The sequence below is a fragment of the Rothia sp. HMSC066G07 genome (assembly GCF_001814485.1).
Taxonomy (GTDB): domain Bacteria; phylum Actinomycetota; class Actinomycetes; order Actinomycetales; family Micrococcaceae; genus Rothia.
Genome location: NZ_KV816933.1, coordinates 23,122 through 35,518, shown reverse-complemented (window position 1 = coordinate 35,518; position 12,397 = coordinate 23,122). Strand labels below are relative to the sequence as shown.

Genomic DNA, 12,397 nt, shown 5'->3' with positions numbered 1-12,397 from the left:
TTCCGTCGACAAGGAGAAACTATGGCAGACGCAAAGATCGTTCTGGCAAGCCACAATAAGGGCAAGCTCAAGGAACTGCGTGAAATTCTGCGCGGACGCATTGACGGCCTGGACGTTGACACCCAGGTGGTTGACGCCTCCAGCGTGAACGCCCCCGACGTTCCCGAGACCGGCGTGACCTTCGCGGAGAACTCCCTGCTGAAGGCGCGCGCTGTTGCCGAGGCAACCGGCCTGGTCGCTATTGCTGACGATTCCGGTCTGTCGGTGGATGTGCTCAACGGCGCTCCCGGTATTTTCTCGGCACGCTGGGCGGGTAGCCACGGCGATGACTCCGCGAACCTGAACCTGCTGCTGGCTCAGCTGAGCGACATTTCTGCCGAGCACCGCGGCGCGAAGTTCTGCTGCGCGGCGTCGGTTGCCTCCCCGAGCGGTTTTGAGGCGGTCGAGTACGGCGAGCTGCCCGGCGAGTTGCTGACCGCACCGGCGGGGGAGGGCGGCTTCGGTTACGACCCGATTCTGCGTCCCGTGGAACTGAACGGTGAGAACGCCCTGTACGAGGGGCAGTACGCTGGCAAGTCGTGCGCTGAGATTCCCGCCGAGATTAAGAACTCGATTAGCCACCGTGCGCGTGCTTTTGAGGCGCTGATTCCTCAGATTGCTGCCGCGTTGGTCTCCTAAAACCGCTGTCTAAAACAGTCGCTGAGGCGCCAGAGCTTACTCGGTCTGCTTGTCTCACTGTGCCGGTCTGATGGGTGAAAACGCGGGGTTGGGTACGATTTTTTCGTGCATCCCCCTAAAATCCCCCACAGGGATACCAATTAAAGGCACAATAGTGTGAGAAGCTTTACCTCAAGGTTAGTGACACCAAAGAAACTCGTCTGCTGAAGGTACCTTCGGCAGGCGAGTTTTGCTATTGAAGAGCCATTCAACGGGGCATCTGCCCGACGCTTGCTGTCACCGACCACGGTAGAAAAACCTGCAGCGAAAGAGACACACCGATGCTCATCCTTCTTCTGCTGATGGCACTCGCCCTTGCCGCCGGATGCTGGGCGTACTCCTACGTGTGGCGCGGCCTGAACCGCCGCGTCATTGCCGCCGTGAAGGTGGTCGATCCGATGATTACGCTCGGCCCGTACGTCATGGCGGCGTGGGTGGCGTTCATGGCTCTGATCGCCACGAATATCTGGGCGACCGGAACCCTGCACACTGTGCTGACGATTATTTTCTGGGTGGTTGCCGCAGGGTGCCTCGGCTGGTCTGGATTCTGGCTGCTCATGCACTGCCTGGGCGGCCAAACCCCCGGCAAGCGCCCCATGTGGTGGCGCGAGGCGGTTGCCGCGAAGTTCGCCTGGCGTAACCTCTCGCGCATGCCCGCCTACCTGGGTGCTCGCACCAGCATCCTGCCGGTGGAGAACCCGCACCTGACCAAGCCGTATTCGGGGTCGTGGACTCGCCCGCTCGGTGCGACCATGCCCGGGTACAGCTCCAACGGCGAGTTTATTGAGGGCTTTGACGAGTTCGGTCGCAAGATGCCGCATATCTACCCTGTAGGCCCTGAACCGACCATTTTTGAGATGGCGCGCTGGGGTAAATCGGTCAGCTCCGATCAGCTGCTGACGACCTTCCTGCCGACAGCTCCGTTTGAGCGTCTGCGTCTGCCCGGCACCATGACGGGCCCCTTCACCTTTGCGGGGGAGGTGCCGCACGGTGCGGTGACGAAGTGGCCTCGCCGCAGCGGTGCGAACCGCGCCTTCGGCTCCTACGCTCGTCTGGGCGAAATCACCGAACGCAAGGTGGAGCTGCTGGTCGACCACCGCCTCATTGCGGCGCTGCAGACCACCCGCGAAAGCTACGAACGCCGACACAGCTGGATGCTCGCCTTCACCGATATCGCAGACGGCGACTTCACGATGGACGCCGACGAGAACGGCAACCTGCGCATCACCTTCGGCATGATTACCGAGGGTTACGAGACTCCGTGGGTCTTCACCAGCACCCTGAAAGACAGCCCGCGCCTGCGCCGCAAGGTACGCCACGCCATGAGGGAACGCCGCGTCCTCAAGCAGAGTAGCGGCGAGCTGATGGACTGGTACTTCGTGCCAAAGCTCAGCGAATTCCCGCACGGCCCGGTCACGAATGAGCTTCCTGAAGAGTTCTACTTCAAGTCCAATATCATGGTCACGAACCGTCACGAGAGCTCCTCGCGCGCCTCGGGTGAGGCACACTAGGGGAAGGAACGTGGAAGCAGAGCAGCGCATTAGCGGTGACTGTCTTAATCACTCTTTTCCCCAAGCCACGCTAGAATAGAGTTCCGAACGTTGAACGCTCTGCGGGGCACGACACGCGTCGTGCCCCGCTGTCGTTCTGCCCCCGTAGCACTTGAGCCGGACTCGCACTCCGCCCGGTGGCACGCGTTCACCACCGCAGACATATTCACCCGAAAGGAATCCCGTGGCGTCTTCGAACTACACCGCCCGTCACCTCTCCGTGCTGGAAGGTCTGGAAGCTGTACGCAAACGCCCGGGCATGTACATTGGCTCCACCGACTCCCGCGGCCTGATGCACTGCCTCTGGGAGATTATCGACAACTCGGTGGATGAGGCGCTCGCCGGTTTCGGCCAGTCCATTCAGGTCATTCTGTACCGTGACGGTTCGGTTGAGGTACGCGATGATGGCCGCGGTATCCCCACCGACATTGAGCCGCGCACCGGCCTGTCCGGTGTGGAGGTCGTGTTCACTAAGCTGCACGCCGGCGGTAAGTTTGGCGGCGGCTCCTATAACGCGTCCGGTGGTTTGCACGGTGTGGGTGCTTCCGTGGTGAACGCGCTGTCTTCCCGTCTGGATGTGCAGGTGGACCGTGGCTCGAAGACCTACCAGATGTCCTTCCGCCACGGCATTCCCGGCTTCTTTGAGTCCGGCCGCACCCCCAAGCCCGAAGATCCGTTCACTCCCGCAACCGAGGGCACTGATGCTCTGCAGATTGTGGGTCGCGCTAAGCGCGGCGTGACCGGCACCCGTGTGCGCTATTGGGCTGACCCGCAGATTTTCACCCCCGACGCTAAGTTCAGCTACGAGGACTTGGCTGCTCGTGCGCGCCAGACCGCGTTCCTCATTCCGGGTCTGCGTATTTGCATCCGCGATGAGCGCCGACTGCCCGGCACCCCCGGCGAGTTGGAGCCCCACGAGGAAGTCTTCCAGTACGACGGCGGCATTAGCGAGTTCGTCGAGTTTCTGGCGCACGATGAGCGTATTACCGACACCTGGCGTTTTAGCGGCAGCGGATCTTTCACCGAGACCGTGCCGGTGCTGGGTGAGGACGGCCGCTCGCAGCTGACCGACGTGGAGCGCGATTGCGAAGTGGACGTTGCGCTGCGCTGGGGCATTGGTTACGAGACGACGGTCCGCAGCTTCGTGAACATTATTGCCACCCCCAAGGGTGGTACTCACACTACCGGTTTTGAGCAGGGTCTGCTGCGCGTGATGCGCAAGCACCTTGCCGATAATGCCCGCAAGTACAAGGTGGGTAACGACAAGATTGAGAAGGACGACGTGCTCGCCGGCCTAACCGCCGTGCTGACCGTGCGTCTTGCCGAGCCGCAGTTTGAGGGTCAGACCAAGGAGATTTTGGGTACCCCGGCGGTTCGCCAGATCGTATCGAAAGTTGTGGGGGACGCCCTGAAGGCTCGCCTGGAGTCGACCGCCCGCGCCGAGAAGGCTCAGGCGACCGCTCTGTGCGAGAAGGTCGTCTCTGAGATGAAGACCCGCGTTTCGGCGCGCATCCATAAGGAAACTCAGCGCCGTAAGACCGCGCTGGAGTCTTCGTCCATGCCCACCAAGCTGGTGGATTGCCGTTCAACCAATGTTGAGCATTCTGAGCTGTTCATCGTGGAGGGTGACTCGGCGCTGGGTACTGCGCGTCTGGCGCGTTCTTCCTCGTATCAGGCGCTGCTGCCGATTCGCGGTAAGATCCTGAACACTCAGCGTGCTTCGGTGACTGATGTGCTCGCGAATGCTGAGTGTGCGGCGCTGATTCAGGTTATCGGTGCGGGCTCGGGTCGTACCTTTGATCTGGACTCTGCCCGCTACGGCAAGGTCATTATGATGACCGATGCGGACGTGGACGGCGCCCACATTCGTACCCTGCTGCTGACCCTGTTCTACCGTTACATGCGTCCGCTGATTGAGGCCGGTCGCGTGTACGCTGCGGTTCCGCCTCTGCATCGCGTGGAGGTGGTGCGCCGCGGCAAGCCGAACGAGATGGTGTACACCTACTCGGAGAAGCAGCTGCACGAGCTTCTGGATTCTTTGCAGGAGCAGGGTGTGTCCTATAAGGAACCCATTCAGCGCTATAAGGGTCTGGGTGAGATGGACGCTGACCAGCTGGCTGAGACGACGATGGATCCGCGTCATCGTATGTTGCGCCGTATTCGCATTGAAGATGCGGAGGCTGCCGAGCGTGCGTTCTCCTTGTTGATGGGTTCTGAGGTGGCTCCGCGTAAGGAATTCATCATTGCGGGTGCTCATCAGCTGGATACTGAGAGCATCGATATGTAGCTTGCGGTGTACCTTGCGGGGTAGTGGTGACTGGCGTGTCACATTTAATGATTTTTCCATGATAATAGTCACACTATTTCTTGGAAGTTTCAGTAAAATTGGTATGATTTAGGCAAATTTAAGCTTTGAGTACTGCTTGAACCACCTGTCATAATTCAGGAATCTGTCACCAAAACTTTGCAGAAATAATATAAAACCGCAAAGTTTCACCCTGGTTCCGAAAGTACCTCCCAACCCCGCAAGGCACCATCGTGTCTCATTCCTCTCACCACCCTTGCATCGAGGGATAACGTTCAACGTACCTTTAGCGAAACGTCAAACAATAAACGTCCATACTATGCACAGCCTACTCACAGCTTCTTAGGAAAACCCTGTACCTTAGAAGCATGAGAGACACTGTGTCAGTAACTCTCGTATGCCCTCCATCGATGGTGGACTACCCGAAATCTGGCACAAACGCACATTAAGTACACACATAGTAAGGACCTATCAATGGATCCCCTTGATTTTGGTAGGTGGCAGTTCGGTATTACCACCGTCTACCACTTCTTCATGGTTCCGCTGACTCTGGGTCTGGGCCTTGTGGTGACCTACCTGTACATTTGCTACGTTCGTACCAAGAAGGACGAATACAAGCGCATGACGAAGTTCTGGGGCAAGCTGTACCTCATTAACTTCGCTATGGGTGTGGCCACCGGTCTGGTTCAGGAATTCCAGTTCGGCATGGCGTGGAGTGAATACTCCCGCTTCGTCGGCGACGTCTTCGGCGCTCCGCTGGCAATGGAAGGCCTCTTCGCCTTCTTCGTTGAGTCGACCTTCCTTGGTCTGTGGATCTTCGGTTGGGACCGCCTCAAGCCCGCAGTCCACGCCTTCTGTCTGTTCATGGCAGTTCTCGGCTCCTGGATTTCTGCATTCTTCATTCTGGTTGCAAACTCCTGGATGCAGCACCCCGTCGGTGCAGAAATGATTGACGGTCGTCCCCGCATGACCGACATTGGCGCAGTGCTGATGAACCCCCTCGCATGGGTGACCGTCTCTCACGTCATCACCGCCGCTATTCAGGTTGCTGGTGGCTTCCTGGTTGGTATCGCATGGTACAAGCTGTGGCGTCGCCGCAAGGATGGTATCGACAAGGTCGTTGACGGCAAGGTTGTTGTTGGTGAGTCCGACAAGGGCGCACGTGACAAGACCGACTTCCAGGTCTGGTTCAAGTCCCTGCGCCTGGGCGCTGTTGTGGGCCTCCTCGCCTTCGCAGGTATCGGCGCGTCCGGTCACTTGCAGGCACAGATGATGATCCACGAGCAGCCCATGAAGATGGCTGCTGCAGAAGCCGCGTGCCACGATGGCACCTCCTTCTCCGTTCTGACCGTCGGTGAACTCGGCGCTCAGAGCTGCGATAAGATCCACACCGTCATCGAGGTCCCCGGCGTGCTGTCCTTCCTGGCACACGACAACTTCGATACCCCGGTGAAGGGTATTCAGACCCTGCTGCCCGAGTACGAAGCTAAGTTCGGCACCAACCTGCCCAACAACCCGCTCTACGGTGAGCGTGCAGGTCAGAAGATTGATTACCTGCCCTCCCTCGAGGTCTCCTACTGGGGCTTCCGCGGCATGATCGGTCTGGGTGCGGTTGTACTGCCCTTCTACCTCTACGCACTGTGGGTAACCCGTAAGAAGGGCGTGGGCACCGTCCCCGAGTCCAAGCTGCTCAAGAACATTGCAGTCTGGTCCATCCTGGCTCCCTTCCTTGGTATCTCCCTCGGCTGGATCTTCACCGAAATGGGCCGCCAGCCCTTCGTTGTGGCTCCGAACCTTCAGGGTGACCCCTCGATTCACCTGTTCACTGCAGCAGCTATCTCCCCGGGTGTTTCCGGTGAAGAAATCCTCTTCTCCCTGCTCACCCTGGGTCTGCTCTACGGTGTGCTGATGGTGGTTGAGGTCTACCTGCTCATCAAGTACGTCAAGGCCGGCGTCGTGGCAGCAATGCCCGAGCTGGTTCAGTCGCCCCACGAGGACGAGTCCAACGACAAGTCCAAGCGCGATGTGCTGGAGTTCGCCTACTAGGCGGGTAAGGATTGATTCACCATGAACTTTGATTTCAATATCTTTGCCGGTCAGCCTGGCCTGCCCACCCTCTGGTTTGTAGCCATTGGCGTCTTCCTCATCATGTACATGATTCTCGACGGTTTCGATCTGGGTGTCGGTATGCTGATGGGTTCCAAGTTCAGCAAGAACGAGAAGGAACGTCGTCTGCTGCTGAACATCATCGGCCCCGTCTGGGACGGTAACGAGGTGTGGCTTGTGACCGGTGGTGCAGCTCTGTTCGCTGCATTCCCCATCTGGTACGCAGCCCTCTTCTCGGCTCTGTACATCCCCCTGACCCTCGCGCTGGTCTTCCTGATTCTGCGCGTGGTCGCCATTGAATACCGCGGCAAGAAGAACGACGAGAAGTGGATCCGTAACTGGAACATCGCTCTGTCTGTTTCTTCCTTCTTTATCCCACTGCTCGTTGGTGCTCTGCTGGGTCTGACCTCCATGGGTCTGCCCATCAACGAGAACGGCGACCGCGTCGGCGGCGCCTTCGCATGGGTCTCCCTGCCGGTTCTGCTCGGCGGTCTGGGCTTCGTTGGCTTCTCCCTGGTTCAGGGTCTTGCCTTCATCGCTCTGAAGACCGACGGTGACATCCGCCACCGTGCCCGCAACACCCTGGTACGCTGGTCTCCCGTCCTGCTGCTGCCGATTGTTGCATGGGTTCTGGCACTGGACTTCACCACCGGTAACGGTATCTCCTGGCTATGCACCATCCTGGCTGTGGTTGCTGTTCTGATTGCTTGGATCTCCGCAAAGGGTGGCCGTGAGGGTCGCGCTTTCGCAGGTCTGTCCGTGTTCCTCGCATTCGGTGCGCTGGCAATCTTCACCGCAATGTACCCGAACGTTCTGCCCTCCACCCTGGACCCGGCATACTCGCTCACCATTGCGAATGCATCCAGCTCCGAGTACACCCTGGGCGTTATGACCTTTGTGACCTGCCTTGGTCTGCCGGTCGTGTTCGTCTACCAGGCTTGGACCTACTGGGTCTTCCGTAAGCGTCTGCACGTGGATCACATCCCCGAGGCTCACGACGCTACCGAACTGGCTGAACTGCCGACCAAGTAGCATGTAGCTGATTGAAGGATCCCCCGAATTTCTCTTCTGAGAAGTTCGGGGGATTTTTCTATGCCCCCAGAGGACTATTCCTACAGAGGATATTCCCGCAGAGGCTGCAGCTCTCGGCAGATGAGTGGGCGCGCAAAAATTTTTGGTGCACACCCCCCCCGAAATTCGAGCGCGGCAAGGAGCAAAAAGTGTAATGTGGTGAGCAACTCACTCTTATGAAAGGTGTTCAACGATGAAGTCCCTCAACCGTAGCTCCACTGCATCCGCTCCTCGCACCGGAACTACCCCTCGCACCGGCACGCGCCGCCGCCTGCTCGCCACGGGTGCCCTGTTCTGTATCGGCATCATGCCCCTGAGCGCCTGCTCGCTCTTCAACCCGCCGCTGGAACGCGACGAAAGCGTCCACGCCATCTTCGACGCGGAACAGGACATCGTGAAGATGCCCCTGGACGATTACCTCTACTACGAGCGCACCAACTACGAATACACGGCCTTTCAGATTGCCATGAAGCAATGCTTCGCCGAACACGGGCAGAACTACACCATCCAGGCTCCCTATTCTGAAAGCGCACCCCGCGGTGATTTGGGACGAAAGTACGGTCCCTGGAACGTCGAGTACGCCCAGAAGTACGGTTTTCAGAAGCGAGACCCCAACAACGCAGCCGCCCCCATCTCCTATAACTCGGGGGAGAGCATGAGCCCCGAGGACAAGCTTCGCACCGAATGCTACCCCAAGGCCCGCGAGACCCTGGAGGCCGCGGTGCCCGAAGGCAAGAGGCCCGAGAATGAAGGGCAGTCCACATCCAGTCGTATCTCTACTGAGGCGGGTAACGCCGTTTACGGTAGCAAACTGCACCGCGAGCTCGAAGAGAAGTGGAAGCAGTGCGTCTCAGACCGCGGCCTCACCCCTCGCTCGGCAGGCTCCGTCGCCGAGGAAACCCCGCTGGCTGAGCAGCTGAGCAAGAACAACGGATTCAACGAGCCCGCCTCCGAAGAAGAGATTCGCATCGCCACCATCCAGGCCGAATGTAACCAGCAGGTCGGCATGAGCAAGCAGCTCTACGACCTGGAAGCTCAGTACCAGATGCCGCTCATCCGCAAGTACCAGTCACAGCTTGAGCAGGACCGCAAGGCAGAACGTGAGCGTGACGAGAAGTTCAAGCAGTACGTTATGGAGCACCAGTAAACCGGGACGCTGAAAGACAGCACCACAAAAGACAGCGCAAAAACAGCTCAGAAAGACACCGCCATGACCACTCACTCACAGAACCAAAACAGCGGTCACCGCTTTAGCGAGCGCATCGCCCGACCCCGCGTGCTCCTGCTGCTGGCAATCCTCGCCATCGGCTCGCTCATGCTGTCCTTCTACCTTGGCACCCGCTACGCCGCAACAGGCCCCGACCCGACCGTGCAAGCGAAAACCGTGATCCCGGTCTGGGCGAAGGTCGAAGAACGCACCGTCAGCGAGGGACTCGCCATTGCAGGAACCACCAAGGCTGGAGAGACCGCCCCGATTAGCGCACGCACCAACGGTGAGCCGGTGCTCGTCTACCAGAACCAGAAGCCCGGTAACGTACTCAAAGCTGGTGACTTCATCGGCATTATCGGTGCCGACCCCGTCTTCGTGCTGGACGGGCCGCTACCGCTATACCGCGACCTGAACCTGGGCGATAACGGCGACGACGTGCTCGCCTTCCAGAAGGCACTGAACTCCGCCGGGTATGCCACCGCTCAAAGCGGCACCGTTACCGAAGACACCCTCGACGCCGTCACGCGCCTGCACCGCGCGCACCTGACCGGCGTGCCCAGCGAGGGGGTCACCAGCATTGCCCGCAGCAACTACGCGATTCTGCCCGGCGGCAGCCACACCGTCACCGCCGTTGCCGCGGTCGGTCAGCTCATCAGCGACGGCAACCCCATCGCGAGTGTAGAAACCAGCGAACCCTACGTGGAATCCAGCGTTGAGCTCTCTGTTGCCAATAAGGTCAAGGCCGGCGACCGCGTTAGCCTGCGCACTTCCACCGGCAGTGTGGAGGGCACCATCACCAGCATTGGTGAGCTGCAGAACGACCCCTCCAAGGGTGCGGCGAAGAGCGTGCGATTTAGTGCCGACGACCCGAGCAAGCTCACTCCGGGTCAGAGCGCCTCCATCACCAGCAAGGGCAACACCTCAACCACCCTCGCCGTGCCGACCACCGCGGTACGCCAGGACTCCCAGGGCACCTACGTGCTCGTTGAAAAGGGAGGAAGCTCCACTGCGACCAGCAAGGACGCGCCCGCCACCGAACGAGTCAACGTTGAGGTCCTGCGCACCGCCGGCGGATACGCCGCCATTAACGCTAACCTCAGCGCGGGACAGAAGGTGCTTGTCTCATGAGCCGCCGCAAGATAACCCCCGACACAAGCCCAGGACGTGCGCCTACAGTTGCGCCCAACGTAGCGTCCGCCGCTACACCTGCCGCCGGGCTCGGTACCGCGCCCGCTATCGAAATGCACGGCATTACCCGCATCTTCGAGGGGAGCGAACGAGCAGTCCTCGACCACCTCGACCTGGTGGTCGAACGCGGCGAATTCCTCGCCATTATTGGTCCGTCGGGCTCCGGTAAATCCACCCTGCTCAACGCCATTGGCCTGCTCGACACTCCCACCAGCGGAACCTACAGCCTCTTCGGCAAAAACACGGAAGGACTCAGCGACAGAGAACGCGACGAAATGCGCCGAGACCACCTCGGCTTCATCTTCCAATCCTCAAACATGCTGCTGGACGAAACCAGCACAACCAACGCCTCCATGGGTCTGCGCGTGCAGGGCGTACCCTACAGCGAGCGCCTGCAACGCACCGAAGAAACCCTAGAATTTCTGGGGTTGAGCGACCGCGCCAGCATCCGCACCCGCTACCTCTCCGGCGGCGAGAAGCAGCGCTGCGCCATTGCTCGTGCCCTCGCCACGCGCCCGCCGCTGATTCTTGCCGACGAGCCCACCGGCAACCTGGACAGCCACAATAGCGCCAAGGTCATTGAGATTTTGCAGCGCATTAACGCGACCGGCTGTACCGTGCTGGTTATTACCCACGACCCGGAGGTTGCCGCCGCCGCCCGCCGTGTGATTCGCATTGAGGATGGGCAGTTGCACGAGCAGAGCCGCGCCGACTTGGCTACGGTGCCGGTCGCTGAGGTGCCGGTTGCCGAGGCTGTGCCGGTTGCAACGGACACCCCGGCAGAAGCCACGGTTGGTGCCCCGGTAGATGCTACCACCAGCCTCGCACCGGGGGAGAAGCCCGCTACGCATCGCCGCGGAAGCTTCCTCACCGACGACAGCATCGAGGCAATCTCGGCGCTCACCTCACGACCGCTACGCACCCTGCTGCTGGGCCTGTCTTTCGCGCTGGGCGTGGGCGGACTCATCAGCGCCTCCGGCATGAGCGAATCCGCCAGCTACCAGGTGAACCAGCGCCTGCTCGGATCCGAACAATCCACGCTCTACATCAGCGACAGGGACAATGACCAGAACATGCTCGGAACCTACCGGCAGGGTGAATCCGCGCAGAATGTTGCCGACCGCATTAGCGCGCTGGACTACGTGAAGAACACCGGATTCGTCAGCAGCGTGGCGCCCGCCGACGTGCGAATCACCCGGTTCAGCCCCTACGAGGACGAACCCAAAACCGCGATTGGCCTCAGCTCCACCTCGAAGACCAGGCTCGAGCAAATCGGTGCCCGCATGAACCCCGAAACCCTGCGTGCGCTCGAACAGATGAACTCGACCCTCACCCAACAGAACGTTGCTGACCGTGAACGCTCCGAGCAGCTCTCCGGCGCTATCGTCTCGGTCTCCGCTGCCCGTGCCCTCGGCATTATTCCCGAAGATAAGGCGGCAGATAACGCCACAACCGAGCCCAGACCCGGCGAGATGCCCGTCGTCGACTACGGCATTAAGCTCGGCGGGCTGCCGCAGGTGGCACCCGGTGTGAGCATCTGGGTGGACGGTCAGCTGATGCCGGTCGTCGGCCTCTTCGACCCCGGCAATAGCGGCTACGAATTCAGGAACACGGTCATTGTCTCGCCGGGCACACTTCAGCGCACCGGACGCGGCCAGGTGACCTACATTGCCGAAACCGAACGGGGCTACGGCAAAGCGGTCGCCAAGGCGATTCCGCTGACCCTCAAGCCCGCTGAACCCAGCCAGATCAACGTGGAAACCCCCTCCGACCTGCAGAGCCTACGCGCGTCTATCGCCTCGGATCTGGGCCTGTACGTGGGTGTGCTCTCCGGTATTCTGCTGGTGCTCGCCTCCCTCTCGGCGGCAACCGCCATGTATCTGTCCGTGCAATCGCGCACCGCAGAGATTGCGCTGCGCCGCGCCATCGGATCGAGTAAATGGCTGATTGCCCGCATCTTCCTCATGGAGGGCGTCATGCTCGGCGTGCTCGGCGGCTCCATCGGCGCCTGCTCCGGCATGATTGCGACCATAATTCTTTCGCTCGTGCAGGGCTGGCAGGCGGTTCTTTCCCCGGGATTCGTGGTGCTCGGCGTGGGCGTTGGCGCCCTTACCGGTCTGGTGTCTTCGGCATACCCGGCGTGGGTGGCATCCCGCAAGAGCCCCGCCGACGCTATGCGCGGCTAGAGTGAGCGCCGGGTGAGGACCAACTAATTACCTGAAACCTGACTGGTCAAATAGGTATTAGATA

The 12,397-nt window shown here is 60.2% G+C and carries 8 protein-coding genes; all 8 read left to right on the top strand.

Annotated features, from left to right (window positions below; translation table 11 throughout):
• Positions 1-21 precede the first annotated feature (21 nt).
• The 8 genes from HMPREF2971_RS08430 (at position 22) to HMPREF2971_RS08395 (ending at position 12,333) form a co-directional block, all read left to right on the top strand.
• Positions 22-678 carry a non-canonical purine NTP pyrophosphatase gene (locus HMPREF2971_RS08430; protein WP_070687924.1) on the top strand — a complete coding sequence of 219 codons (657 nt, stop codon included), beginning with the start codon at positions 22-24 and terminating at the stop codon, positions 676-678.
• A 320-nt stretch (positions 679-998) separates the two neighbouring features.
• On the top strand, positions 999-2,228 hold the full coding sequence (locus HMPREF2971_RS08425; protein ID WP_070692506.1) for an RDD family protein: 1,230 nt from the start codon (positions 999-1,001) through the stop codon (positions 2,226-2,228).
• A 223-nt stretch (positions 2,229-2,451) separates the two neighbouring features.
• Complete coding sequence (locus HMPREF2971_RS08420; RefSeq protein WP_070675117.1) at positions 2,452-4,554, top strand: DNA gyrase/topoisomerase IV subunit B; 2,103 nt, start codon at positions 2,452-2,454, stop codon at positions 4,552-4,554.
• Between the two features lie 492 nt (positions 4,555-5,046).
• Positions 5,047-6,618, top strand: a complete 1,572-nt coding sequence (locus tag HMPREF2971_RS08415) for a cytochrome ubiquinol oxidase subunit I (protein ID WP_049346334.1) — start codon at positions 5,047-5,049, stop codon at positions 6,616-6,618.
• A 21-nt stretch (positions 6,619-6,639) separates the two neighbouring features.
• On the top strand, positions 6,640-7,710 hold the full coding sequence (cydB, locus tag HMPREF2971_RS08410; RefSeq protein WP_049352963.1) for a cytochrome d ubiquinol oxidase subunit II: 1,071 nt from the start codon (positions 6,640-6,642) through the stop codon (positions 7,708-7,710).
• Between the two features lie 232 nt (positions 7,711-7,942).
• The gene (locus tag HMPREF2971_RS08405) at positions 7,943-8,896 is read left to right on the top strand and encodes a hypothetical protein (RefSeq protein WP_049340615.1); all 954 of its coding nucleotides are present in this window, start codon (positions 7,943-7,945) and stop codon (positions 8,894-8,896) included.
• A gap of 63 nt (positions 8,897-8,959) precedes the next feature.
• Positions 8,960-10,087 (top strand): efflux RND transporter periplasmic adaptor subunit, encoded by a 1,128-nt coding sequence (locus HMPREF2971_RS08400; protein WP_049359799.1) that lies wholly within the window; start codon positions 8,960-8,962, stop codon positions 10,085-10,087.
• Positions 10,084-12,333: an ABC transporter ATP-binding protein/permease gene (locus tag HMPREF2971_RS08395; RefSeq protein WP_070692502.1), complete on the top strand. Its 2,250-nt coding sequence runs from the start codon at positions 10,084-10,086 to the stop codon at positions 12,331-12,333. The genes HMPREF2971_RS08400 and HMPREF2971_RS08395 overlap by 4 nt, the downstream gene beginning before the upstream one ends.
• Positions 12,334-12,397: the final 64 nt, after the last annotated feature.

Bases quoted from the DNA above. Each gene is read 5' to 3' on its own strand.
- HMPREF2971_RS08395 (WP_070692502.1), top strand. From the start codon at position 10,084: ATGAGCCGCCGCAAGATAACCCCCGACACAAGCCCAGGACGTGCGCCT.
- HMPREF2971_RS08430 (WP_070687924.1), top strand. From the start codon at position 22: ATGGCAGACGCAAAGATCGTTCTGGCAAGCCACAATAAGGGCAAGCTC.
- cydB (WP_049352963.1), top strand. From the start codon at position 6,640: ATGAACTTTGATTTCAATATCTTTGCCGGTCAGCCTGGCCTGCCCACC.
- HMPREF2971_RS08400 (WP_049359799.1), top strand. From the start codon at position 8,960: ATGACCACTCACTCACAGAACCAAAACAGCGGTCACCGCTTTAGCGAG.
- HMPREF2971_RS08405 (WP_049340615.1), top strand. From the start codon at position 7,943: ATGAAGTCCCTCAACCGTAGCTCCACTGCATCCGCTCCTCGCACCGGA.
- HMPREF2971_RS08415 (WP_049346334.1), top strand. From the start codon at position 5,047: ATGGATCCCCTTGATTTTGGTAGGTGGCAGTTCGGTATTACCACCGTC.
- HMPREF2971_RS08425 (WP_070692506.1), top strand. From the start codon at position 999: ATGCTCATCCTTCTTCTGCTGATGGCACTCGCCCTTGCCGCCGGATGC.